Genomic DNA, 24,806 nt, shown 5'->3' with positions numbered 1-24,806 from the left:
ATGCAAATGTATCCACTGGCTATCGCTTCTACCGAAATTCGCCATCGTCGCTATTTGCCCAAATCACATGCTTTTGAGGTGAAGCTTAGCTATTTATGCTTTGATCCGGATCAACTGGCAAATTTTACCCAAAAATCTTGGTTCTGGTCTTCTAGTCGCTGGAATTTATTGACCTTGGATGAGCGTGACTTTCTAAACATGGAATATGGCTCGATTCGGCAGAAAGTTGCACGGTTACTGATCAAGCACGAAAACTATCATTTACCACATGCTGCATCTATTCGTGTACTGGCTTTACCACGCACACTGGGTTTTCGTTTTAATTCTGTGGTGTTTTATTTGATCTTTGATACGACCGATCAACTGATTTTTATACTGAGTGAAATCACCAATACACCGTGGAATGAACGTCAGGTGTACATTCACGATTGTCGGCACAATGTAACTAAACATACGCCTTACCAGAGCCACCAGTTTGACTTTAAAAAGGCCTTTCATGTGTCGCCATTCATGCCGATGTCACTGGATTACCGTTGGCGTTTTAGCTTTTCAGAACAGCAAAATGTGATTCATATGCAGTTGTTTGAACAAGAAATATTGCAATTTGATGCCACCATGAAATTTAAGCTGCAAGCCATCACACTTCCTTCACAGCAACATCGATATGCTGTATTAAAAGTTCTTGAGCCCTTTAGGATGGTGAGCGGGATTTATCTACATGCTTTGCGGTTATGGAAAAAGAAAATTCCGTTTTATCGGCATCCTAAAAAAGAAAAAGGAAAGACATGACTATGAAAACACTGTTAATGGGAGAGCATACCGAACTGCCGATAGTCCTACGCCATATGCTGAAATTGCGTCATGGTCAGTTGATATTTAAAGGTATCTGGAACGGTCTGGTCGGGGAAAACTATAGTGATTTGCATGCAGTAATTCAAGTTCATGACGAACGCCTTATCGATTTGCTGTTCCGTAATGGTGTACTGGGGGCAGCAGAAGGCTTTATTCGTGGTTACTGGAGCAGTGAAGATCTGGTCAATGTAATTCGTATTCTAGCGCGTAATCGAGATGTGCTTGATCGGATGAATCAAAATGTAGTGGCAAAAGCCAGCCAGTTGGTACTCAAGGCTTGGTATAAATCCCGCAAGAATTCGATTGATGGTAGTCGTCAGAATATTGCTGAGCATTATGACTTGAGCAATGATTTTTTTAAATTGTTCTTAGATTCCAGCATGATGTATTCCAGTGCGGTGTTTAAAGAACCCTGTATGAGCTTGGAACAAGCTTCAGATTATAAAAAAGAACTGATCTGCCAGAAACTTCAATTGCAACCGATGGACCATTTGGTCGAAATTGGCAGCGGCTGGGGAGGCTTTGCCATTTATGCGGCTCAGCATTATGGCTGTAAGGTGACCACCATTACCATTTCCAAAGCTCAGTACGATGAAGCAATCGCCCGAGTTGCTGAAGCAGGGCTGTCTCATCGGGTGTCTGTACAGCTTCAGGACTACCGTTTACTCGAGGGTAAATACGACAAATTGGTGTCCATTGAAATGATTGAAGCAGTCGGTGAGCAGTATTTACCGACTTATTTCCGAAAATGTCGTGAGCTCCTCAAGCCGAATGGTCTAGCCTTGATACAGGCGATTACGATTGAAGATGCACGTTATGTTAAAGCTTTAAATACGGTGGATTACATTAAGCGTTATATTTTCCCCGGTAGTTTTATTCCATGTATCAGTGTGATGACGCAAACGGCTTCTGAGCAAAAACTTCGTCTCAAACATCTGGAAGATATTGGTCAAAGCTATGCACAAACCCTGAAGTGTTGGCGCCAGCGTTTTCTGGAGCAGCGTGATCAAGTACTGCAACTTGATTTTGATGAGCGTTTTATCCGCATGTGGGATTTTTATCTGTGTTATTGCGAAGGTGGTTTTAGGGAGGGTGTGATCAGTGATGTTCATTTGCTGTTTGAAGCCAGTGCTTACTAAGCAGAAATAAAACAGGAGGGCGACATGCTGCTAGATTTATTTTTGCTCAATGTCTTCATCATGCTCTGTAGCTGGATGTTGGTGACCTATAACCGCAGAGCAGGGCTAGTCGATGTCGCTTGGAGTTTCAGTATTGCCCTCAATGTGATTATTGCCGCTTGGGTGATTGACAGTGCACCGATGTTGGTTCGGTTATTTCTGGGACTGGCGAGTGGGATCTGGTTTTCACGGCTGACTTGGCATCTGTTACGGCGCTATGCCAATGAAACCCAAGAAGACACGCGTTATGCGAACATGCGCCGAGCGATGGGGGATTATCAGCATCTTGGTTTTCTGGTGTTTTTTATATTTCAGGCAGGTTTGGCTCTACTGTTTTCTTACCCAATGCTGAAGCTGTTGAGTCTTCCGACCCAGCAGTGGAATGACTGGACTTTGGTCACTGTGATTGTGGCGGGCATGATCATGCTATGCGCTTTGATAGGCGAAAGCACTGCCGATCAGCAACTTTACCGTTTTAAGCTAGATCCACAGAATCAAGGTAAAACCATGGATCAGGGCTTGTGGAAATACTCGCGCCATCCGAATTATTTTTTTGAATGGCTACATTGGTTTGCCTATCCAGTGCTCGGTCTGGCAATAGGATGCTATGAATTATGGATTTATCCGCTGCTGATGTGGCTATTCCTGTACTACCTTACGGGTATTCCTTTTAGTGAAAAACAGGCGCTCACCCACCGTGGTGACAACTATAAAGACTATCAACGACGAACTTCAATGTTTATTCCGTGGCCACCCAAAGAGTAGGTAAATACATGGACTTTATGATTCAAAAAATCTTAGAACTGATCGAAAATGGCAAGGTGCCAGACTCAGTGATTCGTGCTGGTATTAAAATCTTGAGCAAAAAACGTTTGGCACAAGAAGGTCGGTTTGACCCCGCATTGGCAGCGCAGCGCTATATGGATGTGCTGACCATGCTGAAAAACAGCGAAATTGCCATTGAGACAGACAAAGCCAATGAGCAGCATTATGAACTGCCGACCGCATTTTTTCAGGCAGTACTCGGTAAGCGTTTGAAATATAGCGCGAGTCTATTTGAACATGCCGATATGACGCTAGACCAAGCCGAAGAAGCTGCCCTTGCCTGCTATTGCCAGCGAGCACAACTGAAAGACGGGCAGGATATTTTGGAAATTGGCTGCGGTTGGGGTTCTTTCAGTCTATATATGGCCGAGCATTATCCAACGGCCCGTATTACAGTCGTGTCAAATTCTTCAACGCAGCGCGAGTATATTCAGGAACAAGCCCGTTTAAAAAAACTGGATAACCTTAATGTGATCACTTGTGATGTCAATGTGTTGCAACTTGAACCTGCGTCATTTGACCGTGTGGTATCGGTGGAGATGTTTGAGCATGTACGCAACTATAAAAAACTGTTTGAAAATATTAGTATTTGGCTCAAACCAGATGGCTTATTGTGGTGTCATATTTTCTGTCATCGTTTCTTGCATTACCCGTTTGAAGTCAAAAATGAATTTGACTGGATGTCGCAATATTTCTTTAGTGGTGGTTTGATGCCAGCAGCCTCAACTTTCTTACATTTTCAGCAGCATTTACAGCTAGAACAGCACTGGCAATGGGCGGGTACGCAGTATGAACGTACCGCAAATGCTTGGCTAGAAAATATGGATGGTAAACAGGCCGAGCTAAAGCCCTTGTTCGAAAAAACTTATGGCGCGGATGCCGCAATCTGGTGGCAGCGCTGGCGGATTTTCTTTATGGCCTGTGCCGAGCTATTTGGTTATGACCATGGACGCGAGTGGGTCATTGGCCACTTTTTGTTAAAGAAGAAAGCCGTATAATTGAACAGTGGAATTGGCCAGCGGGGAATGCATCAATGTTAAAGCTGTTTAGGGACAAACGTGATCATCCTCTGGGTGAAGTGTTTAACCGCTACTACTGGCTGCAAATCGGATTCATTGCCTTGTCTGTGGTGATTGGGATTGGCTTCAGTGCCTGGGTGATTAAAGGTTCTTTGCTCAGAACGGCCCTAGAACAGGAAATGTCACACTACTGGCAGCGATTAGAACGTAATCCTGCCGCAGAATTGCCCGATACCAAAAACCTGTATGGTTACCGCTGGAACACTGTGCCACCCTCCCAATTTAAGAATATGTCACTTGAGCAAGGAGTGAATCGGCATTTTGTCGATGGCAAGGAACGCATGACCGTTTATGGTGAAAAAGACGGGCAGCATGTGCTGTTGGTTTTTGGCGAAAGCAATGTCAATAAACTGGTCTGGCTGTTTGGTCTGGCACCACTGATGGTCAGCTTGTTTGTACTTTATAGTATGTTATGGTGGTGGAACCGTCGTGCCCGGCGCTATTTTTCTCCCATTACAAGGCTTGCCAACGCACTGGAACATATTGATTGGGAAGATTATAAAAATCAGGCTTCACCGTTTCATGACATACGGACTGATTCAAATCTGGAAGCGGAATATCTGAAGCAGGCGCTAGAAAAATATCATCAGGTATTAAGCGAGTTTATTCAGCGTGAACGTGAATTTACTGGTGATGTCAGTCATGAGCTTCGTACACCACTGACCATCTTAAAAGGCAATGTGCAGTTGTGTCAGGCACGCTATGGGGACAATAAATCATTTACTCGCTTGAACAACACCATTGAAGACATGCAACTATTAGTTGACACACTACTGGCTATCGCCCGCAACACCACCAATACTTTAACCGCTGAATCGACTATGCTTTCAGAATGTTTGGAAAATTTAGTTCAGGATCTGGATAGTGTTAGTCATAACAAAGGCATGCGGATAAATTTTCAAAAAGATCTAAACGAACAGCCACGTAAACTTTACCCGTCGATGACCAAAATGGTGTTTGGCAATATTTTGCGGAATGCACTGAATTATTCACAAGGCACAGAAATTGATGTCATTTTGCAAAAAAATACAGTATTGATTGCAGATAATGGTGTCGGCATTCCTTTACCGAATAACTCAAAGGTGCAAGAACTGTCGGGGCAGCAATTGCAATTAGAGATCAAAGGTCATGGCATTGGACTGCAATTGGTACAGAAGTTGTGCAAGCAGCTTGGTTGGCGAGTGGAATTGTTTGATCGGCAGTATTATCTCAATACCCATCAGGATGTTGATCTGGCGATGACGACTGGACTGATTGTCGTCGTGTATTTAAATTAAGGCTGGGCTTCTAGAGCTTAAGCTTCTAAAGTGATCTTTAACCCTACACCAGATATGGTGTGAATTAGTTTTTGCTCAAAAGGCTTATCGACCATTTTACGCAAATTATAAATATGACTACGCAGGGCATCGCTTTCAGGCTCTTGATCCCCCCAAAGCTCTATCATAATTTCCTGTTTAGTCAGAACTTTAGGCGAATGACGCATCAGTAGTTTGAGCAGTTTGAATTGAATGGGGGGCAGTTCAATGATTTGTCCTCCACGAGTCAGTTGCTGTGTTGCAGGGTCCAGAATAAGATCATGAATTTGAAGACGGCTAGAGGAGACTTCACCCTGTGAACGCTTGATCAGAGCTTTGACTCGAACCACCAGCTCATTAAAGTCAAATGGCTTGACTAGATAATCATCCGTGCCTGAATTGAAACCTTTGAGTTTGTCATTCAACGTATCGCGTGCGGTGAGCATCAGCACAGGGAGGTCCATACCTTCTTTATTTCGTAGCCATTCACATAGTTCATAACCCGAACCATCAGGTAAGTTAATATCTAAAAGTAAAATATGATAGCGTTGCTGCTTGAGCAACTGGCGCGCAGCATTTAGGTTTCGAGCATGATCGACCACAAAACCATGCTCTTCTAAAAACTCGCATAAGGTAGATGCCAGTTCGTAATGATCTTCAACCATCAAAATAAAATGTTTAGACATAACTGTAGAGACTACTTTATTAATTGCTGTTTTAATTTAGCACTAAATGGCTGAGGACCTAGCCATATATTAAAATATTGCTGGGCTAATGGGTTCTGGAGTTGTCCCTGTAGTTTCTGGTTTAAGTATAGGCTTAATGTGTGTGTGGCATGGCTATATTTTAGTTGGTATAGATCTCCTGAGTTCACTGGACGATACAGATCGGTGATTGGATTGAAAACAGCCTGAATCTTTTGATCTTTGATATTACGGTGGAGTAGATGTCTGGCTGCACGTTTGAATGCCCATTCTGGAATATTCTGCGTATAGGTAAAATCCATCTGCATGTTTTGGCCTTGCCAAGGCTGATTACAGTTTTGCGCAAAGTAACTGGCCACACCGACCTGTTTTTGCCTAACCATGAGCGGGCCTTGGCCACAAGCGTTTAAGCTTTGGGCCTGCACCCATGGACTGAAGCCACATACTATTAGTAACGCCGTACTGATTCCTACTTTTTGAAAGGCAGTACCCATGAATAGGTTCCTCCTACATAAGGCAAAGAACGATACAAACCATTGGCGGGATCCCAGAAGTCTTGTTGGAAAATAATCTGATGATTTGGGTTGACCTTTATTTCACTGATTCCAAATGAATCCATTGTTCGTGTCTTCCCGAACATTTTAAAATCATAAACCATATGCCAATGTACATAGGCAGAGTCTTGATGATATGAAGTATTTAATAGTCTGACAGTGACATTACTCACCCGCTGGTTCATACCTTGAAAATGTTCAAGCAGTTTTTTACGCGATGAAAATTGCGACAGCGTGTCGTTAATAAAAAGCTGATCTGCATACAGTGCTCCAGCATTTTCAACGAATTTAGGTGTGCCCAAGGTATTAAATGCCGAAGTGAAGCGGGTACCAATTTCTAATGCTTTTGCATCATCTAAGGGTATTCCCTGAATACTTGCTCTGGCATTTGCATAATCAGAGGAATAACGAGGAACACTTTTGCATCCTGACAGGAAAATCACGGGTAAGGATAAGGCAATTGCCATTAACGTTTTGACTTGATTCATATTCACTGTCCATCTTCACCGTTTATCCTCCCACTTTATAGAGGCTAAAGTGAACAGAATGTGAAGATAGATGCTAAAGACAGTACATTGCATAGAATTTTGATGATTAATGATTAGATTTCACTTCCTCTTTTTTCTTCAGTCATTAACCAATCAATGATATTCATCACATCACGATTTTCGTTATTTTTTCTGACCATTGCATAAAAATTATAGTCACAATAGATAAAACCAAAAGGGGCAATGACCCTTCCATTTAATATTTCTTTTTCTATTAGAATTTGAGGTGCTATCGCAATTCCTAACCCAGACACAGCAGCTTCTATCATTAAACTGAGACTATCAAAATAGCGATCATTCGCTTTTGGGGAAAAGTGAATTTGGGACTGATTAAACCATGTATGCCATGCACTTTTATTTGAGTGGGTATGAAGTAATGGATAATTTAAAAGATCATTTTTTGTATGAAGCGGATTTATTTCAAGATTACAAATAGGCCCCATGTTATCGGGAAATAAAAGATATTTATTCAAAAAGTTGGGAAGCATATGATTCTCACTGATGCTATTGATTAATATGTCAACTTTCTCTTTTTCTAACAATTTTAAGTCATTACATGTCATTAATTTGATATGGATATTGGGATAGATTATTTCGAGCTTTTCTAATCGGGGAATCAGCCAATTTGCCATAAAACTATGAGAAGCGCCTATTACCACCTCTACCTCTGATGTTTTATTTGTTAACTCAAAGACACATTGTTCTAAACGATTAAAAAGATGCGTACAAACTCGAGATAATTCTTCTGCGTCCGTTGTCAGAGAGATGGTAGAGGAATGCCGAATAAACAATTTTTTATCTAACCATTCTTCTAACTGCTTTATTTGATGACTAATCGCACTATGGGTGACACACAATTCTTCCGCAGCTAAGCTGAAACTTTTATTTCTGGCGACGGCTTCAAATGCTTTTAAAGCATTAAGGGGAGGTAATGTTCTGCGTTTCATGTTGTAAAATTTTCTGACACCATAAGCTAAAAATATATCAATTATCAGAAAAATGAAAATATTTTAAGATGAAAAAAATGGATACAGCAAGAGATATGAGATGACAACCCCTTATACAGGTAATGGTCCTGATGACTTGGGATTTTTTGGTAAATTTGGCGGATGTTACATGCCAGAAAGCTTAATGCCAGCACTTCAAGAATTAGAGCAAGCCTTTAATACTGTTCGGCACAAACCTGAATTTTGGGCTGAATATCAGCAGATTTTAACGGACTTTGTTGGACGTCCTAGTCCTCTTTTCTATGCAAAAAACCTAACAGCATATGCAGGCAGTGCTCGAATATATCTCAAGCGAGAAGATTTGAACCATACGGGTGCGCATAAGATTAATAATTGTGTTGGGCAAATCTTATTGGCCAAATTTATGGGGAAAACCAGAATCATTGCAGAAACGGGTGCTGGACAACATGGTGTTGCAACAGCAACGGTTTGCGCGCTTTTTAAGATGAAATGTACCATTTTTATGGGAGAAACAGATATTCAGCGCCAACAAATGAATGTTGAACGCATGAAATTACTCGGTGCTGAAGTCAGAAGTGTTCAAAAAGGTCGTGGGACTTTAAAAGATGCCATGAATGAAGCATTACGTGACTGGATTCGTCATGTGGATACAACCTATTACCTGTTGGGTACTGGCGCAGGCCCTCATCCATATCCGACGATGGTCAGAGAATTTCAGAAAATTATTGGTCTAGAAGCCAGAAACCAAATACTCCTCAAAGAAAATAAATTGCCTGATGCCTTAGTTGCTTGTGTTGGTGGTGGATCAAATGCATTAGGGTTGATGCATCCCTTTCTAGAAGACCTGAATGTCAAAATGTTTGGCGTTGAGGCAGGTGGAAAAGGAACAAATAGCGGTGAACATGCCGCCTCTGTTTGCAAAGGTCAAGTCGGTGTGCTACATGGCAATTTAACCTATTTATTACAAGATTTAGATGGGCAGATTTTAGAAGGACACTCTATATCAGCCGGCTTAGATTATCCTGGTATTGGCCCTGAGCATGGCATTCTGTTTGAAACAGGACGTGTGACATATACGGCTATAACCGATCAAGAAGCTGTAAATGCATTTCAGCTTTTAAGCCAACAGGAGGGCATTATTCCTGCGCTTGAGAGTTCTCATGCGATTGCATATGCGATTCAACTTGCTCAAGAAATGCAGCCAGAACAGATTATTATTGTCAATTTAAGTGGCAGAGGAGACAAAGACTTAAACACGGTCAAAAAATATCTTGCAGGAGCTACAGCATGAACCGTCTAGATCAAAAATTAGAGCAATTGAAACTGGAAAATCGAAGCGGTCTGGTTTGTTATTTTACTGCTGGAGATCCTAATTTTACAGAAAGTTGTCGTTTGTTAAGCCAATTGGGTCAAGCAGGGGCTGACATTATTGAAGTGGGTATTCCATTTTCTGATCCAGTGGCAGATGGAGAGATCATTCAGGCAGCACATCTTCGGGCTTTAGGTGCAGGTCAAACGGTAAAACAGACCATTGAGTTGGTAAAAGCAATCAGGCTGCATGATGACAAGACACCAATAATTTTTATGACTTATTTAAATCCGATGATGCAATATGATTTCGAAACACTTGTCGCCGATACAGAAAATCTTATAGATGGAATATTGATTTTAGATGCTCCATATGGATATCGAGAAAACTTTGAAGTGCAATTAAATGAAAAAAATATGCATTTAATTGCAATGACAGCGCCGACTACCCCAGTTGAAAGGTTAGAGCAAATCTCAGCGCGCGCGACAGGTTTTTTATATCATGTTGCAGAAAATGGCTTAACAGGGGGGCATTTAAATCTACCCAATATTGAGAAAAAGATTGCTGAAATCAAGCCTATTTTTAATATTCCAGTTGCAATTGGCTTTGGGATCAAAAATGAAAGTCATGTTAAAGCATTAGCCAATAAAGTAGATCTTATTATCATTGGCTCAGCACTTGTCAATACTTTTTTTAATAAGGGGATGAATGCGACTTTAGAAAAAGTCACAGTTTTTTCGCAAATCCTGAGAGAAAATAAATAATATAGTGTTTTTTAAATCAGTATATTTCAAGCTTAGATTAGCATTTGAAATGCAACCCCTTGTTGGTGCAATAATATCTGACTCGGACTTTTTAAAGCCGAGTCTTTTTTTGGCCGATGATTTAGACGTTGAGTGATTTTTGAGATATATTCATCCGTATATGTGTTTAAGTTTATGTTTTTTATATAATTAATTATTGAGTGGTTTGTATTTTTATTCGTACCTCGTTGCCAAGTGCTATAAGGATCTGCGAAATACCAGTCTATTTCTAATTATTCAGCTACACTTGTTCAGCCATAAATAACCTGTATTCTTATCTACAATATAGACCAATGATTGCTGATGCTTCTTACTAACAATCGTATCTATTTCTAAATCACCAAAACGAGTCCGCTGCGCAATCTCAACAGGCCTATCATGAATGCTTTTACGATGACTCAGCTGACCAAGGATTTCAGAAGAGCCGTACTTTCTCTTTCTTTGATGTCTGAAGCGCATGTTATGAAAGATTGTACCACCCTTATTTTTATCCTAACGTATAAAGCGGTAAATTGAATGCAAACTGATTGGAACACGAGAAGCAATCTGTTCAGGACTCCATTGAAGATCAAGATAAGAGATGACATGTGCTCACACTTCACAAGAGATTCTTTTACGATTCTGGCAATGTCGCCGTCGAATGACTTTATTGGCATATTTAGCAAAATAGCCATTTCTCGCCAGATTGTGTTTGATTTTTCTAGAAATGGTTGAAGGTTAACGATTCACTCTCCAAACGATATAACGCTTAGAAAAACCCTGACGTAATAATGTATAAATTTGATATCATTTTTCTTGGGTAAGATGAGTATAGTTCATGATACAACTTTGACTTTTTTGTCGGAAGCAAAATGCTAGCACATCTTGCTTTCTCTTAGTAATTCAATCTTTGTTGTATTTTATTTGAGAATCTAAAAAGTCAATTTATTAAGAAATATAAGTGATAAAACCTTCTCCCATAAAGGAAATGGAACTTTGAGTGTAAATTTTTTTATTGAAAGTAATCGATTTTTAAAAATCACTATTATCATACAGATGTGACATACGTTTTTGCTTAGTCTCTAAATAAGCTTTGTTGAAAATATTTAAACCAACTTTTAAAGGAATACGTTCAACAACGTTAATTCCTAAATCAGTTAAAGATTTAATTTTAAACGGATTATTTGTAATGAGTTTTACATTCTTTATTTTTAAATAATCTAACATAATAGTACACATGTCATATTTACGAGCATCTGCTGGTAAATTTAATAATAAGTTGGCATCGAGAGTGTCATGTCCTTGATCTTGGAGTGCATAGGCTCGAATTTTATTGGTTAATCCTATGCCACGACCTTCTTGGCGAAGGTATAAAATCACACCTTGACCAGCGTCATTAATCATTTTCATGGTTGAATGTAATTGGGGGCCACAGTCACATTTCAGTGAAGCAAAAGCATCACCTGTTAAACATTCTGAATGAATTCTGACGAGTACAGGTTGATTAGAAATAGTATCCATGTCTTTGGCAAGAGCGATATGTTCTTCACCAGTACTTTGGTCTTGAAATGCCATAATTTCAAAATCACCAAACGCTGTAGGTAACTTTGATTTGGAAACAAATTCTATAGCCATTGAAGAATACACCTATATAAATTTATAATTGGTAAAATTACTAAATTTACCTTAAAAGCACTTGCTAAATTTTTGTGGTTCTAAATTTCAGCGTTTTACTTCCAATTCAAGTATAGGTATTTAATAGTGAATTTTATGTGAAATGTTATTAAGAATAATTTTATTGAGGTTAGAATTTTTTATAAAAATATGCAAAAGCTTCGTTTTCCACAAGCCATCCATAATCTAAAGCTTTATAGTAAGCCAATCGATTATCAACACTGATGATACAAGGTGGATATTCAGAATTCAGCAGCTTGAGGTTCATTAACAGCTGTAATGTAGATACATTGCCATTAATATTTTTTAGCCTGCTAACTTTTCGCGATACAATGAAGTAGGTTGGTTGTAAATGTTTTAATAAAAAAAGGTTTAATTTTTTTGCTGTGCGCACACTATCCCGGCCGAATAAACAAAAATGTCTTAAGCAAAGATAAATGAAGAAAAATGTAAGTTAGTATAGTTCTATATTCCTAAAACAACTTGATACGGTTTAAATCCGTCTTGTACCGCCTCGGAAACTAACCGAATAAATGCTTCAGTCTTTCCAGAAGCCATCCATTGATCCAATGCTTCATAGTAAGCTAAACGATTTTCTACAGTAATCACACAGGGTGGATAGCCTGCTTTAAGCAGTTCCAGATTCATCAAAAGACGTGATGTGCGACCATTGCCATCAATGAATGGATGGATACCCACAAAATCCGCATGTACTTTGGCTGCACGTTCAATCGGGTGAAGTTTATATGCTTCAAGGTTATACCAATCGATTAGCTGAGCCATCTTGTCATTTAATAAAGTATAGTCAGGAGGGGTAGTAGTAGCACCAGAAATCAATACATTTTGCTGACGATAACGCCCAGCATTCTCATCATCAATATTTTTTAAAATAAGTTGATGAATATTGCGAATTTGCCATTCTGAAAATGGTTCTTCCTTACGAATAATGTCTCCGACGTAGTAAATCGCATTTCTATGGTTTATCGCTTCGAAATGTTCTCTTAACGCTTTTCCACCTACAGTAATACCTTCAAGAACTACTTTGGTTTCCAATAGTGTAAGAGTATTACCTTCTATGGCATTTGAATGATAGGTCCAGCGGACAATAAGATCTTCTTGTAAATTTTTTACAATTGCAGGAGATAAAGGGCGATATTGATCTAATTTTTTCTTTAAATCATCAATAATTTCAAACATAACTTTAACCCTGAATGTGTCTTTCTGAATAATACATCAAAAAATAAATATCAAAAATGTAATGTTATATTATAATATTTTGGTTGAGCTATAAAGATGGTATAATGAGTACACCATTTCAAATCCTTTAGTTGGATTTGAACAAGATTATTTTTGTGATTCAATGCACTAAATCTAATTTGGGTAAAAAATGGGTATAGGTAAAATGCTATTGACTTTATAATTCAATAAATCAATAGCTTAGGATTTGAGTTCAATTGACGCCATCCCATCAGCAAAGATGAGAATTTGTATTATTTAATGAAATAAAATGAACTTTAAACAACATTTAAAATTTTTAATAAATAAGATTAAAGATTGATAACGATGACACAATCTGTCCATGCACCCACATAAATTTGCTTATTGATTGATGAAACAAAATAGTTCTACTCATGAGCGATTAGCTGATCGTTTAGCTAATATTTTGACCATGTTAAATATGGGGTCTCATTTGAGCTCGGCTTTGTTACACAAACCTATATCTAAGGTTTATCCCACAATATAATTTTCAAATGAATAAGCCTACACCTAAAATTTATCGTACAACCAATTGGCCCGCATATAACCGAGCTCTCATTAATCATGGAAATATTGCCATTTGGTTTGATCCAGCTATGTAATGATATGCTCCATCAAAAGGCAAACAAGGACGAAATCAAACCCACTCCGATGCTGCCATCCAATGCTGCTTAATGATTAAATCCTTATTCCGTTTGTCTCTACGTATGGTCACTGGCTTTGTGCAAAGTCTGATTAAACTTTGCGGATTAAATTGGACAGCGCCAGATTACACCACGCTTTGTAGAAGACAAAAGCATATTGATATTGTAATCAGCTACCAAAAAGTAGCGATGGACTGCATCTACTCATGGACTCTACAGGCATGAAGTTTCTAGGTGAGGGCGAATGGAAACGCAAGAAACATGGACCTGAATTTCGTCGCCAATGGCGTAAATTACATATTGGTATAGATGATAAAACCCTGCAAATACGAGCAGTTTAGCTTACAACCAATAATGTCAGTGATTCACAGGTGCTTGGTGATTTACTTAATCAGATTCCACAAGATGAGCGGATTGACTCTGTTTATACCGATGGAGCTTATGACACCAAGTAATGCCGTCAGGTCATTGCAGATCGGCAAGCGCATGCAATGATTCCACCTAGAAAAAAATGCGAAACCATGGAAAGATACAAAGAACAAGCAGCTCGCTAGAGCGAAATGAATTACTTCGAACAGTTAATCTTGCGAAACAGTGCTTCTCAGGCAGGGCACTATGGAAAAAATGGTCAGGCTATCATCGGCGAAGTTTGGTTGAAACTAAGATGCACTGCATTAAATTATTAGGAGATAAACTCAGTGCAAGGAGGTTTGATAGCCAAGTTAATGAGATTCATGCACGTGTAACTGTCCTCAACAGATTTATTGAATTAGGTCGACCACTTACCCAAGTTACACCTTAAATTTGGCTCAATTAGGGGCGCTTTGCCTTTCAAATCTTTGTGCAACAAAGCCCTAAAAATGAAAAAAACCAGAAAAAATAGGAGCTTAGAGCTCCTATTTTTATGTTGGCTTTCTAAGTCTCTATGTTAATTTGAAGAATACTTCATCATAATGTCCGAATACAGCTATATTTTTTTGATTTCTACAATATCACTTGATTCAATGAGCGATTGGATATTACCAAATAAACTTTGAATATAATCAGAGGTCATATGGATATCTAAATCCTCTCTGCTACGCCATTCTTCTAAGAAGAAATATCTACTCGAGTCATTTTCGCTAATATAAAGCTCATATTTCAAGCATCCTTCTTCTTGAAGCGTAGGCTCTATTACACTTTTTAAAAGCGCTTCTAACGTCTCTTTTTGATCTGATTTTGCCTTAATGTTCGCAATTACTGAAATAGTCATTATTTCACCTTGAGTTTGTTTTAGAAGTTTTCTAGTACAATTTTGCCTTTTGACTTGCCTGATTCAAGTAACTTATGCGCCTTCTCCAAGTTTGCAGCGTTAATTTTGCCTAGATTTTGGTTGAGGGTACTTCTAATTTTTTGCTGGTCAACTAATTGGGCAACCTGTTGCAATAGCTCACCTTGCTTTTCAATATCATCGGTTTCATACATTGAACGGGTGAACATCAACTCCCAATGGATAGAAATAGATTTAGTCTTAAACGGCATAATATCAAATGTTTGTGGATCATCGATCAATCCAAGCTTGGCTTGTGGTCCAATCAGAGAAACTATTTGCTTGATATAGGTTTCTGTATGATTTGTAGAGAATACATACTTTGGTTTTTCAACGCCTAGTGTCTCGATTTGTGCATTTAAATCTTTGCTATGATCAATGACATGGTCGGCACCAAGTGATTCCACCCAAGATTTCGTTTCTTCACGTGAAGCTGTTGCTATAACGGTCAGATTTGTTTTTGCTTTTAGGAGTTGGATAGCAATTGATCCTACACCGCCTGCACCACCAATAATTAAAATACTGCCAACTTCTGTTTCTGAAATTTGAAACCGATCAAACAGCATTTCCCATGCCGTTATAGCAGTTAATGGCAATGCTGCGGCTTCTGCATTAGATACTGTAATTGGTTTAAGACTGATAATTCGTTCATCGACTGCTTGAAACTCAGCATTACTACCATCTCGGGTTAAATCGCCAGCATACCAAACAGAATCTCCTGCTTTAAACGAGGTAACTTTTGAGCCAATTTCAATAATTTCCCCAACGGCATCCCAACCTAAAATACGATTATTTGCTTCAGACGAATTTTTTCTCACTTTGGTATCAACTGGATTCACAGAGATTGCCTGAACTTTTACCAGTACATCACGCTCCTTAAGCGTAGGCTTCGCTTTTTCAATATCTACCAATGAATTTTTAAAATCATCATGGTTATTTATAACATACGATACGGCTTTCATAGATTTGTCCACAACTTTAAAAAAATATAGTAAAAATGGAAGCGAAGTGCTCCCATTTTTTGTTATTCAATAATTAAAACTCTTGGCTCGTTGGGCGCAAAACAATTTCATTAATATCTACATCCGCAGGCTGTTCAATTGCATAAGCAATTGCTCGAGCGACTGAGTCAGCTGGTATGGCTTGTTTGTAGAAATCCGTAACGAACTCTGAACTTTCTTTATGAGAAGAACCAAATTTTAGTTCTGACTCAACTGCACCAGGCTCAATAGTCGTCGTTCTAATTGTTCCCCCAACTTCATGACGAAGTCCTTCAGAGATGGCTCTTACAGCAAACTTAGTACCGCTATAAACAGTACCTCCTGGACTAAATACTTTTAACCCTGCAACAGATGCGAGATTAATAAAGTGTCCAAAGTTTTGTTTTTGGAAAACAGGTAGAGTAGCTGCTATACCATAAAGAACACCTTTAATATTAATGTCGATCATACGATCCCATTCATCAACTTTTAGCTCACTTAATGGTGCAATAGACATTAATCCAGCATTGTTTACCAATACATCGATTTGACCAAATGCGCTTAATGCCTTTTCAATAAGTGCTTGTACTTCATGTGGTTTGGTTATATCCATACCAATAAATTCAGCTTGACCACCTTCAGCACGAATATCGTGAACAATAGCCTCTAATTTTTCAGTACGTCTAGCACCAAGTACAACCTTTGCACCTTTTTTAGCAAGTAAGCGAGCAGTAGCTTCACCTAAACCACTACTTGCACCTGTGATAACAATAACTTTATTTTCTATATTATTCATACAAGTAACCTTCAACCTATCTGTCAATCATATTTGATGGATTAAGTATTACAGCCTTGTTAGGTATAATAAATGAATAATATTATCTTTCAGAATTCCTATTTACGGAATAATTACCATAACACAGGATTGGACATGCAGAACAAATTGGAAATGATACGTATCTTTTGTGTCGCAGCAGAGTGTCGAAATTTTAAAGAGGCAGCAACTCAGCTCGGTATTTCCCCGCAGGTAGTGACACGGGCAATAAAGGAGCTAGAAGAGCAGCGCGGAGAAATTCTGTTCTACAGGAGTACTCGACAAATTAAAATTACTGCTGATGGTGAGCGTTTGGCAAAGCAAGCACGTTTTGCGGTGGGATCGATCGATGCTTTGCTTGTAAAAGACACCAAGGAAAAACGAGATGAAATGCGTGGGACTGTCCGTCTTACTGTGTCGTCTGTGTTAGGGCGTAAATTGGTAGTACCTGCACTAGCAGAATTTGCCACACGTTATCCAGATATTGTCGTGGATTGTGTGCTAACAGATTCACACTCGGATGTGATCGATGAGCGGATAGATATCGGGATCAGATTTGGATTTTTGCCGGACAATCGATATGTGGCAAGGGAATTGGCTAAAGTGAACTTTTATTCTGTGGGTACGCCAGAGTTAATTGATAAGGTTGGAATGCCCAAAAAAATTATTGACCTTGATAAATACCCTCTAACAGCACTAGTCGATCATAAAACAGGGCGTTACTGGCCATGGACATTCACCGAAAGTCGAAGCTTTACGCCATCAAAGCCCCGTTTTATTACAGATGATCTAGAAGCTGAATTTCAAGCTATTCTCGCAGGAGTTGGATTCGGACACATGCCTGGATTTCTAGTTTTGCCGTGGCTTAGGAGTGGTAAGCTCATTCAGATACTTCATGAGGAAACCTCTCCTGTTTGGCGCCTGTATTTATATCGTCCACAGCGGGGCCCGACACCTTTGCGAATCCGAGCATTGTTTGATTACTTAGCGGAAGTGCTGGGCCATATAGAAACCTGAATCAGATGGAACTAACCTTTTTTCTAGAAAGTAGAAATCAGATAAGACCATTATGTATTTAGAGTAACTACAATTTTTCCTATTTGCTGATTTGATTCAAGATAGCGCTGAGCGTCATGCATGTTCTCAAAGTTAAAGCAACAGTCGATCACTGGACGAAGATATCCTGCACCTATACTGCTAAGAATAAATCGTCTGGCTTGCTCCCTTAGAACAGGGTCATGGAGAACCTCGAGGAACAAAAAACCTCGCATGGTTAAGCTCTTGCGTAATGCAACTTTAAGGGGAAATGGTGTGATCTCCGGGCTAAGTGCACCATGCATAACCATAGTTCCTCCCACAGACATCGCTTTTGCAATCTGTTCAATATGCGGTCCTCCTACAGCATCGAAGGCGACATCAAGATATTCTCCACCTAAACGTAAAACAAGCGCCTCATACAAATCTGGTTCATCTTCACTGGCTATAACATTTTTAACACCGAGATCCAGTAAACGTTGCTTTTTCTCTATCGTCTGTGTACTTGCAATGACCTTAGCACCCGCTGCTTCAGCTATCTGTATCGCAGCTAGTCCTACGCTACTTGAAGCTGCTGTAATCAAGATCGTTTTTCCTTTCGAAACTCCACCAGCATGGATTACACCACCCCAAGCCGTCAAATACTGCATCCAGATTGAAGAAGCTTCTTCCCAGCTTAAACTATCAGGTTTGTGAACTAAAAAAGTTTCTGGAATCAGAAGTTTGTCCGCATATGTCCCATATTTGGCTAGATTGTCAGTCGGAAGAATCGATACTGCATCTCCTGGAGAAAATTGGCGTACACCTTCACCTATTGCCAGAACTATGCCTGCTCCCTCATATCCCAGACGAGAAGGGAATACTGCCTTTTGAATATAAGTACCACGCCGAAACATTACATCAGCCCGGTTGAGTCCGATCGTTTTCATCTGGATTAGAACTTCTCCTGCTGCTGGTAAAGCAACAGGAAGTGTTTCTAATGTCAGAACATCTGTATCTCCAATACAATTGAAGCGCCAAGTCTTGGCCTGAAGTGCGTTAAATGACATCAATAACGACCTTAATATTGGCAGAGCGATCTTGAACAGCATCATGAGCTTCAATCGCTTGGTCTAGAGTAAAATGACGAGGATCAACAATAGGACGCAGTTTACCTTCCTCAACGAGACGAGTCGCGACCTTAAGGACATCGCCATGATGAGAACGGCGATTGCCTGTTAACATCGGCATTAGGACGAATACGCCAGACACTGTGGCACACCGTAGAGATGAACTCGCTAAATTATGATTACCAAATGCAGCACAGCTGGTAATGTGGCCATAGTGAGTTGTCATGGAAAGTGAAGCTTCGAGTACTGGACCACCCACAGTGTCGTAAACAATGTTAAAACCTTGACCCTCAGGGCTTGCAGCAATAATGTCATCGGAAGATGCTGTTGTGTAATCGAGAGGTGTTGCACCGAGTTCTGAAATCAGTGATTGATCAGCTGTACGACCAGTCGCCCAAACATTTGCATCAAGTGCTTTTGCAAGCTGAACAACCATATAACCAACGCCACCAGCACCACCCTGAACCAGTACAGTTTGCCCTGGTTGGACCTTCGCGTTATCCACTAAACCTTCCCAAGCGGTGAGGAACGTCAATGGTAGTACTGCTGCCTCGCGCATAGAGATATTCCGTGGCTTTAATGCGATCAGATCAGCATCTGCTACAACATATTCTGCTAAAGATCCTTGAAGACCACGAACGCCACCAATCAGACCGTAAACTTCATCTCCAACGTTGAAGTGGGTGACACCTTCACCAACAGCAGTGACAACCCCAGCCATATCCGTTCCCAACACGGCAGGAAGCTCTGGCATAGCATATGGTGCTTCACCAAGACGAATTTTATAATCAATAGGGTTTACACCACTAGCATGAACACGTACTAGAACTTGCCCAGCCTCTGGTTGAGGTATAGGGAGTTCTGTACGTGTAAATTTATGATCACCAAAATTTTCTAGGATAAGAGCATTCATCATCTTATTCATAGTTGTTCCTTATTCTTAACTGGGGGATGATATGCACAGTACCAAAGTAAATTAATCCAATAAATGATATTTATAGGATTTAATAATTCCTAAATAGTGAATAATAAATATCATACGCTCATTAAAAATATTCTAGTACAGTCTGTAAAGGCGGTTTAACCTAAACTGTTGGTAGTATTTTCAAGGCTTGAAACGTTCAAAATATCTACAAAGTGGCTAAAAGTTGGAAACATAATTCTAAAAGGTCCCAGCATTACAAAGAACATGAGCCAAAATAAAAATGGGAGCTAAAAGTCCCATTTTTTTTGTGACTTTCGCATAAGCTCTATGATGTTAATTTAAAAAAACTAAAAACAGGGATAGAAAATTTTCGCTAAAGATCTTTTTAATTTTCGATTTATAAAAAATATTGCTTTTTTTATACTATGGGGTACTATAGTATAAATGCTAGCAAATAAGGAGGTCTGATGCCTAATCAGGTTGACGACAAAAAAAAGATTCTTCTACGCGTCAGAAAGATCAAAGGTCAGACGCAAGCGATTGAAAAAGCGTTAGAAGATAATGTGGAATGTGGTGCAATTCTGCAACAAATATGCTCTGTGCGTGGTGCTATTAATGGTTTAATGAATGAAATGTTGGAGGTTCATTTAAAGGACACATTAGTATCAGGTGAAACCACAGAACAACAACGAAAAGAAGAATTGGCTGAAATCGCCAAGATTCTAAAATCATATTTAAAGTAGATCTGTATAAGGAATTATTCCATGAAGTCACGTGCTGCCGTTGCGTTTGGTCCTGGTCAACCTCTTCAAATTGTTGAAGTTGATGTTGCACCACCGAAGAAAGGTGAAGTATTAATCAAGATCTCCCATACCGGTGTGTGTCATACAGACGCATTTACTTTATCTGGCGATGATCCTGAAGGTGTTTTTCCCGCTATTCTCGGGCATGAAGGTGCTGGTGTTGTAGTTGAGGTTGGTGAAGGCGTGACTAGCGTCAAACCAGGTGATCATGTTATTCCACTTTACACTGCTGAATGTGGCGAGTGCGTATTCTGTAAATCTGGAAAATCGAACTTGTGTATTTCCGTTCGCGAAACTCAAGGTAGAGGCGTAATGCCAGATGGTACCACTCGTTTTTCCTACAATGGTCAACCGATTTACCACTATATGGGCTGCTCAACGTTCAGTGAATACACTGTAGTGGCAGAAGTATCATTGGCTAAAATCAATCCTGAAGCCAATCACGAACATGTCTGCTTACTGGGTTGTGGTGTCACAACGGGTATCGGTGCAGTACACAACACGGCTAAAGTACAAGAAGGTGATAGTGTTGCGGTCTTTGGTTTAGGTGGTATTGGTTTGGCAGTCGTACAAGCCGCACGTCAAGCTAAAGCAGGGCGTATTATTGTGGTTGACATGAATCCAGATAAATTTGCGCTGGCAAAAGAGTTTGGTGCAACGGACTTCTTGAACCCTAAAGATTACGATAAACCAATCCAGCAAGTAATTGTCGAAATGACTGGCTGGGGTGTAGATCATTCATTTGAGTGTATTGGTAACGTGAATGTGATGCGTGCAGCCCTTGAAAGTGCACACCGTGGCTGGGGACAATCCGTAATTATTGGTGTAGCTGGCGCAGGTCAAGAAATCTCTACCCGTCCATTCCAACTGGTTACTGGTCGTAGATGGTTAGGTTCTGCCTTTGGTGGGGTAAAAGGTCGTACGCAACTTCCAGGAATGGTTGAAGATGCCATGAAAGGTAAAATTCAATTAGAACCATTTGTGACACACACCATGGGCTTGGATCAGATCAATGAAGCCTTTGATCTAATGCATGAAGGTAAGTCAATTCGTACTGTAATTCATTACGAATAATTCCGTCAGACCTTATACTTTTCCATGCATGTGAATCATGATTGACATGCATGGAATCCTCTAAAACGGCACATCATCTGTAAAACAGATCTATCTATGTATCCATCATGTATAGGTTCAACAAACCTGCCTACATTTTAAATCTTTATCAGTATTCTCTGTGGAGAATGTCAGACTCTTTGTTTACTCGATTTCTCATGAAGTCTTGCTCAACATAGGTAATTGATTATGGAAATAATTGAGAAACATGCTTCTTTTGGTGGATCGCAAGAAGTGTATCGCCATCAGTCAATAGCATTAAACTGTTCAATGAAATTCTCAATATATCTGCCACCTCATGACAAAGATGAGAAGTTGCCAGTTTTATATTGGTTATCAGGACTGACTTGCAACGAACAGAACTTTATTACTAAAGCCGGAGCACAAAAGTATGCGGCTGAACATAAAGTCATTATTGTTGCACCAGATACCAGCCCACGTGGAGAGGATGTACCAGATCATGCAGATTATGATTTAGGCCAAGGCGCAGGATTCTATGTGAATGCAACACAAGCACCCTGGTCACAGCATTTCAAAATGTATGATTATATTGTGGAAGAGCTCAGAAATCTGATTGACCTGAATTTTCCGACCAACCAAGTCCAAAGCATTATGGGGCATAGCATGGGTGGTCATGGTGCATTAGTAATTGGTTTAAAAAACCCTGAGCTGTATAAAAGTATTTCTGCTTTTGCACCAATTGTTGCACCTAGCCAAGTACCTTGGGGGAAAAAGGCTTTTACACACTACCTAGGTGAAACCGAAACTTTATGGAAAAGCTATGATGCGATTGAATTAATCAAAAACGATGAAGTTCATTTACCTATTTTAGTCGATCAGGGAACAGCTGATGATTTTCTTGAAGAACAGTTAAGACCTAAGCTTCTTAGTGATATTTGTTTGGAACAAGAATATCCTCTTACACTTAACCTAAGAGAAGGGTATGACCATAGCTATTACTTCATTGCGAGCTTTATAGAGAAACATATAGAGTTTCACAGCAAATTCCTAGCTAAATAACTTTCATAGATATGAAGATGTGCATGTTGTTCTTGAATGCTTCTTGAGCAATATAACTTCCAGATGAAGAGGTCAGCTTATAAATCTAAGGTAGAGTCAATTGATCCTTATATAACTAAGATTGAATTTAATCATCTCATATCTTGATTTTTTGATTCAAATGTTAATGATATTAACTTGAATAAATTCATAGCATTATGTCGAAATAAAAACCTAAATTTTGGCTCAGCTATGGGATGTTTTTTAACTTTTATACAACAAAACTTTCTGACATGCATACATTAGCAATGACAGAATCAGTTTGAATTCTAATCAATTGTGGAGTTTTAGTCATGCTTAAAACAGCTTTATATGTCCGTCTTGAAGCTAAACCGGGTAAAGAAGACGAAGTGGAAGCTTTCCTTAAAGCCGGTTTACCTATTGTAATGGAAGAACCTGCGACAGTTGCGTGGTTTGGCTTACGTCTTGGACCTACAACATTTGGTATTTTTGATGCATTTCCTGATGAGGCGGGTCGCCAAGCACATTTATCTGGCAAGGTTGCAGCTGCGTTGATGGCTCAGGCCGAAGAGCTATTTTCAGAGCCACCGTCTATTGAAAAAGTAGATGTTTTGGCGAGTAAACTACCAGCTTAAACCGACGCTTAAATGTATGAGGGTGCTGCCTGAAATTTTGAATGAAAGGCAGCACTTTAACGCTTTGAGGTTTGTCATAGGCTTTTTATTCAAGTTGGGCTACTTTATTTATTGGCTTAATCTCATCATTTACATGGGTCAATATCCAAAACAGGGTAAATAAACGAATACACCTATGTACATGCTTTATATTGAACCAATCTATCTAATTTACTGTTGCATTTGTACATCTGCTAAACCGTGCCAATCTGCTTTTTAAAATATTTAATCATTGAATCGTTACCAATTTTATAGACACCTTGAAGTTAGATAAAATGACTAATAAACGAGGTGCTTATGAGCAGTAAAAGATACCCAGAAGAATTCAAAATTGAAGCAGTCAAACAAGTGACAGAGAAAGGGCGTAGCGTTGCTGATGTTGCTACACGACTAGGAACCACCACCCATAGTTTGTATGCATGGATTAAACGCTATGATCCGCAACAGCCTAAAGCGATTACAGAAGCTAATGCTTCACTCGCTGAACTTGCCAAACTGCGGAAAGAATTACAGCGTGTTACTGAAGAGCGAGATATCTTAAAAAAGGCCGCGGTATACTTCGCAAGCCAGTCCCAATGAGGTATGCCTTTATTCAGGACAATCAACATAGATGGCCTGTTCGTCTTCTATGTTCAACTTTGGCTGTTCATCATAGTGGGTACTATGCTTGGCTGAAGCACCCCTTGAGTAGAATGGCTAAACAACGGCAACACCTCACAGGGCTGATCAAGCAATTTTGGCTAGAATCAGGTGGAATTTACGGTTATCGCAAGATTCACTGTGATTTAAATGATATTGGTGAAAGCTGTGGCATTAATCGTGTCTATCGCCTGATGAAAGCCAATGGGCTTAAATCACAGCGGGGTTATCGTAGACCACGAACATCTGCTGGAGCACCGGCTATTGTTGCTGAAAATACTTTGGATCGGCAATTTAATCCAACTCAGCCTAACCAATTGTGGGTGACAGACATCACGTACATTCGTACCCATGAAGGTTGGTTATATTTGGCTGTAGTCATCGACCTATTTTCTCGCTTAGTTGTAGGTTGGTCGATGAAATCCAGAATCACCACTGATTTAGTACTTGATGCATTATTGATGGCGTTATGGCGGAGAAAACCACAGAACAAGGTATTAATTCATTCAGACCAAGGTAGCCAATATACCAGTCATGAATGGCAAACCTTTCTAAAGCATCATAATCTTGAAAGCAGTATGAGTAGACGCGGCAACTGTCATGATAATGCTGTTGCTGAAAGTGGCGGTGTTTCAAAAAGTATGCTGAAAAAAACAATATGGCTTTTGATAAAATAGAGGTATGAAAATAACGCTACAAATCAAATGTCCTACCTG

General features: G+C 39.6%; 23 protein-coding genes and 3 pseudogenes. 14 read left to right on the top strand and 12 right to left on the bottom strand.

Going from position 1 to position 24,806, the window contains the following annotated elements; genetic code table 11:
* The 5 genes from AXW61_RS10160 to AXW61_RS10140 are packed head-to-tail and all read left to right on the top strand — an operon-like array spanning position 1 to position 5,211.
* Entirely contained in the window at positions 1–789 is a 789-nt protein-coding gene (locus tag AXW61_RS10160) for a DUF1365 domain-containing protein (protein ID WP_062034220.1), read from the top strand.
* Positions 786–1,991 (top strand): cyclopropane-fatty-acyl-phospholipid synthase family protein, encoded by a 1,206-nt coding sequence (locus tag AXW61_RS10155; protein ID WP_062034219.1) that lies wholly within the window; start codon positions 786–788, stop codon positions 1,989–1,991. Before AXW61_RS10160 ends, AXW61_RS10155 begins: the two co-directional genes overlap by 4 nt.
* A gap of 24 nt (positions 1,992–2,015) precedes the next feature.
* Positions 2,016–2,795, top strand: a complete 780-nt coding sequence (locus AXW61_RS10150) for a DUF1295 domain-containing protein (RefSeq protein WP_062034218.1) — start codon at positions 2,016–2,018, stop codon at positions 2,793–2,795.
* Between the two features lie 8 nt (positions 2,796–2,803).
* On the top strand, positions 2,804–3,853 hold the full coding sequence (locus AXW61_RS10145; protein ID WP_062034217.1) for a class I SAM-dependent methyltransferase: 1,050 nt from the start codon (positions 2,804–2,806) through the stop codon (positions 3,851–3,853).
* Between the two features lie 35 nt (positions 3,854–3,888).
* Complete coding sequence (locus tag AXW61_RS10140) at positions 3,889–5,211, top strand: HAMP domain-containing sensor histidine kinase (protein ID WP_035326925.1); 1,323 nt, start codon at positions 3,889–3,891, stop codon at positions 5,209–5,211.
* A 17-nt stretch (positions 5,212–5,228) separates the two neighbouring features.
* Here the strand turns inward: AXW61_RS10140 and AXW61_RS10135 are convergent, their stop codons facing one another.
* From AXW61_RS10135 to AXW61_RS10120, 4 genes are all read right to left on the bottom strand, one after another.
* On the bottom strand, positions 5,229–5,915 hold the full coding sequence (locus tag AXW61_RS10135) for a response regulator transcription factor (RefSeq protein ID WP_062034216.1): 687 nt from the start codon (positions 5,913–5,915) through the stop codon (positions 5,229–5,231).
* An 11-nt stretch (positions 5,916–5,926) separates the two neighbouring features.
* On the bottom strand, positions 5,927–6,427 hold the full coding sequence (locus AXW61_RS10130) for a chalcone isomerase family protein (RefSeq protein ID WP_062034215.1): 501 nt from the start codon (positions 6,425–6,427) through the stop codon (positions 5,927–5,929).
* Positions 6,403–6,975, bottom strand: a complete 573-nt coding sequence (locus AXW61_RS10125) for a nuclear transport factor 2 family protein (RefSeq protein WP_062034214.1) — start codon at positions 6,973–6,975, stop codon at positions 6,403–6,405. Before AXW61_RS10125 ends, AXW61_RS10130 begins: the two co-directional genes overlap by 25 nt.
* Positions 6,976–7,088: 113 nt before the next feature.
* Positions 7,089–7,982, bottom strand: a complete 894-nt coding sequence (locus tag AXW61_RS10120) for a LysR family transcriptional regulator (RefSeq protein ID WP_062034213.1) — start codon at positions 7,980–7,982, stop codon at positions 7,089–7,091.
* 100 nt (positions 7,983–8,082) lie between these two features.
* Between AXW61_RS10120 and trpB the strand changes: the two genes are divergently transcribed.
* On the top strand, positions 8,083–9,294 hold the full coding sequence (trpB, locus tag AXW61_RS10115) for a tryptophan synthase subunit beta (protein ID WP_062034212.1): 1,212 nt from the start codon (positions 8,083–8,085) through the stop codon (positions 9,292–9,294).
* Entirely contained in the window at positions 9,291–10,076 is a 786-nt protein-coding gene (gene trpA / locus AXW61_RS10110; protein WP_062034211.1) for a tryptophan synthase subunit alpha, read from the top strand. Before trpB ends, trpA begins: the two co-directional genes overlap by 4 nt.
* 1,050 nt (positions 10,077–11,126) lie before the next feature.
* On the opposite strand, the gene ribA is transcribed toward trpA, so the two are convergent.
* The 3 genes and pseudogenes from ribA to AXW61_RS10090 form a co-directional block, all read right to left on the bottom strand.
* On the bottom strand, positions 11,127–11,729 hold the full coding sequence (ribA, locus tag AXW61_RS10100) for a GTP cyclohydrolase II (protein ID WP_062034209.1): 603 nt from the start codon (positions 11,727–11,729) through the stop codon (positions 11,127–11,129).
* Positions 11,730–11,908: 179 nt separating this feature from the next.
* A pseudogene (locus tag AXW61_RS17815) lies at positions 11,909–12,069 on the bottom strand (Fic family protein); the annotation flags it as partial.
* 164 nt (positions 12,070–12,233) lie between these two features.
* Positions 12,234–12,965 carry a Fic family protein gene (locus AXW61_RS10090; protein WP_062034207.1) on the bottom strand — a complete coding sequence of 244 codons (732 nt, stop codon included), beginning with the start codon at positions 12,963–12,965 and terminating at the stop codon, positions 12,234–12,236.
* A 554-nt stretch (positions 12,966–13,519) separates the two neighbouring features.
* Between AXW61_RS10090 and AXW61_RS10085 the strand changes: the two are divergent.
* Positions 13,520–14,471 (top strand): annotated as a pseudogene (locus tag AXW61_RS10085) (IS5 family transposase).
* A gap of 165 nt (positions 14,472–14,636) precedes the next feature.
* On the opposite strand, the gene AXW61_RS10080 reads toward AXW61_RS10085, so the two are convergent.
* The 3 genes from AXW61_RS10080 to AXW61_RS10070 all read right to left on the bottom strand — a co-directional run bounded on the left by AXW61_RS10080 (position 14,637) and on the right by AXW61_RS10070 (position 16,754).
* Complete coding sequence (locus tag AXW61_RS10080; protein ID WP_062034206.1) at positions 14,637–14,921, bottom strand: putative quinol monooxygenase; 285 nt, start codon at positions 14,919–14,921, stop codon at positions 14,637–14,639.
* A gap of 20 nt (positions 14,922–14,941) precedes the next feature.
* Complete coding sequence (locus AXW61_RS10075; protein WP_062034205.1) at positions 14,942–15,940, bottom strand: zinc-binding alcohol dehydrogenase family protein; 999 nt, start codon at positions 15,938–15,940, stop codon at positions 14,942–14,944.
* A 73-nt stretch (positions 15,941–16,013) separates the two neighbouring features.
* Entirely contained in the window at positions 16,014–16,754 is a 741-nt protein-coding gene (locus tag AXW61_RS10070; protein ID WP_005093669.1) for an SDR family oxidoreductase, read from the bottom strand.
* A 135-nt stretch (positions 16,755–16,889) separates the two neighbouring features.
* On the opposite strand from AXW61_RS10070, the gene AXW61_RS10065 reads away from it, so the two are divergent.
* Positions 16,890–17,789: a LysR family transcriptional regulator gene (locus tag AXW61_RS10065; protein ID WP_005228683.1), complete on the top strand. Its 900-nt coding sequence runs from the start codon at positions 16,890–16,892 to the stop codon at positions 17,787–17,789.
* Positions 17,790–17,839: 50 nt separating this feature from the next.
* Here the strand turns inward: AXW61_RS10065 and AXW61_RS10060 are convergent, their stop codons facing one another.
* Entirely contained in the window at positions 17,840–18,856 is a 1,017-nt protein-coding gene (locus AXW61_RS10060) for a zinc-dependent alcohol dehydrogenase family protein (protein WP_062034204.1), read from the bottom strand.
* Positions 18,846–19,841: a zinc-dependent alcohol dehydrogenase family protein gene (locus AXW61_RS10055; RefSeq protein WP_062034203.1), complete on the bottom strand. Its 996-nt coding sequence runs from the start codon at positions 19,839–19,841 to the stop codon at positions 18,846–18,848. The genes AXW61_RS10060 and AXW61_RS10055 overlap by 11 nt, the downstream gene beginning before the upstream one ends.
* A 467-nt stretch (positions 19,842–20,308) precedes the next feature.
* On the opposite strand from AXW61_RS10055, the gene AXW61_RS10050 reads away from it, so the two are divergent.
* The 5 genes and pseudogenes from AXW61_RS10050 to AXW61_RS10025 all read left to right on the top strand — a co-directional run.
* Positions 20,309–20,584, top strand: coding sequence for a metal/formaldehyde-sensitive transcriptional repressor (locus AXW61_RS10050; RefSeq protein WP_005105873.1), 276 nt, complete (start codon positions 20,309–20,311; stop codon positions 20,582–20,584).
* A 21-nt stretch (positions 20,585–20,605) separates the two neighbouring features.
* The gene (locus tag AXW61_RS10045) at positions 20,606–21,718 is read left to right on the top strand and encodes an S-(hydroxymethyl)glutathione dehydrogenase/class III alcohol dehydrogenase (protein ID WP_005105874.1); all 1,113 of its coding nucleotides are present in this window, start codon (positions 20,606–20,608) and stop codon (positions 21,716–21,718) included.
* A 228-nt stretch (positions 21,719–21,946) separates the two neighbouring features.
* Complete coding sequence (fghA, locus tag AXW61_RS10040) at positions 21,947–22,777, top strand: S-formylglutathione hydrolase (RefSeq protein ID WP_058952258.1); 831 nt, start codon at positions 21,947–21,949, stop codon at positions 22,775–22,777.
* 332 nt (positions 22,778–23,109) lie between these two features.
* Positions 23,110–23,412, top strand: a complete 303-nt coding sequence (locus tag AXW61_RS10035) for an antibiotic biosynthesis monooxygenase (protein ID WP_000920558.1) — start codon at positions 23,110–23,112, stop codon at positions 23,410–23,412.
* Between the two features lie 336 nt (positions 23,413–23,748).
* Positions 23,749–24,713 (top strand): annotated as a pseudogene (locus tag AXW61_RS10025) (IS3 family transposase); the annotation flags it as partial.
* Positions 24,714–24,806: the final 93 nt, after the last annotated feature.

The organism is Acinetobacter sp. BMW17 (assembly GCF_001592855.1).
Taxonomy (GTDB): Bacteria; Pseudomonadota; Gammaproteobacteria; order Pseudomonadales; family Moraxellaceae; genus Acinetobacter; species Acinetobacter johnsonii.
This window is presented reverse-complemented; position numbering and strand designations above follow the sequence as displayed.

Coding starts and splice junctions, on each gene's coding strand:
- AXW61_RS10160 (WP_062034220.1), top strand. CDS start 1: ATGCAAATGTATCCACTGGCTATCGCTTCTACCGAAATTCGCCATCGT.
- AXW61_RS10155 (WP_062034219.1), top strand. CDS start 786: ATGACTATGAAAACACTGTTAATGGGAGAGCATACCGAACTGCCGATA.
- AXW61_RS10150 (WP_062034218.1), top strand. CDS start 2,016: ATGCTGCTAGATTTATTTTTGCTCAATGTCTTCATCATGCTCTGTAGC.
- AXW61_RS10145 (WP_062034217.1), top strand. CDS start 2,804: ATGGACTTTATGATTCAAAAAATCTTAGAACTGATCGAAAATGGCAAG.
- AXW61_RS10140 (WP_035326925.1), top strand. CDS start 3,889: ATGTTAAAGCTGTTTAGGGACAAACGTGATCATCCTCTGGGTGAAGTG.
- AXW61_RS10135 (WP_062034216.1), bottom strand. CDS start 5,915: ATGTCTAAACATTTTATTTTGATGGTTGAAGATCATTACGAACTGGCA.
- AXW61_RS10130 (WP_062034215.1), bottom strand. CDS start 6,427: ATGGGTACTGCCTTTCAAAAAGTAGGAATCAGTACGGCGTTACTAATA.
- AXW61_RS10125 (WP_062034214.1), bottom strand. CDS start 6,975: ATGAATCAAGTCAAAACGTTAATGGCAATTGCCTTATCCTTACCCGTG.
- AXW61_RS10120 (WP_062034213.1), bottom strand. CDS start 7,982: ATGAAACGCAGAACATTACCTCCCCTTAATGCTTTAAAAGCATTTGAA.
- trpB (WP_062034212.1), top strand. CDS start 8,083: ATGACAACCCCTTATACAGGTAATGGTCCTGATGACTTGGGATTTTTT.
- trpA (WP_062034211.1), top strand. CDS start 9,291: ATGAACCGTCTAGATCAAAAATTAGAGCAATTGAAACTGGAAAATCGA.
- ribA (WP_062034209.1), bottom strand. CDS start 11,729: ATGGCTATAGAATTTGTTTCCAAATCAAAGTTACCTACAGCGTTTGGT.
- AXW61_RS10090 (WP_062034207.1), bottom strand. CDS start 12,965: ATGTTTGAAATTATTGATGATTTAAAGAAAAAATTAGATCAATATCGC.
- AXW61_RS10080 (WP_062034206.1), bottom strand. CDS start 14,921: ATGACTATTTCAGTAATTGCGAACATTAAGGCAAAATCAGATCAAAAA.
- AXW61_RS10075 (WP_062034205.1), bottom strand. CDS start 15,940: ATGAAAGCCGTATCGTATGTTATAAATAACCATGATGATTTTAAAAAT.
- AXW61_RS10070 (WP_005093669.1), bottom strand. CDS start 16,754: ATGAATAATATAGAAAATAAAGTTATTGTTATCACAGGTGCAAGTAGT.
- AXW61_RS10065 (WP_005228683.1), top strand. CDS start 16,890: ATGCAGAACAAATTGGAAATGATACGTATCTTTTGTGTCGCAGCAGAG.
- AXW61_RS10060 (WP_062034204.1), bottom strand. CDS start 18,856: ATGTCATTTAACGCACTTCAGGCCAAGACTTGGCGCTTCAATTGTATT.
- AXW61_RS10055 (WP_062034203.1), bottom strand. CDS start 19,841: ATGAATAAGATGATGAATGCTCTTATCCTAGAAAATTTTGGTGATCAT.
- AXW61_RS10050 (WP_005105873.1), top strand. CDS start 20,309: ATGCCTAATCAGGTTGACGACAAAAAAAAGATTCTTCTACGCGTCAGA.
- AXW61_RS10045 (WP_005105874.1), top strand. CDS start 20,606: ATGAAGTCACGTGCTGCCGTTGCGTTTGGTCCTGGTCAACCTCTTCAA.
- fghA (WP_058952258.1), top strand. CDS start 21,947: ATGGAAATAATTGAGAAACATGCTTCTTTTGGTGGATCGCAAGAAGTG.
- AXW61_RS10035 (WP_000920558.1), top strand. CDS start 23,110: ATGCTTAAAACAGCTTTATATGTCCGTCTTGAAGCTAAACCGGGTAAA.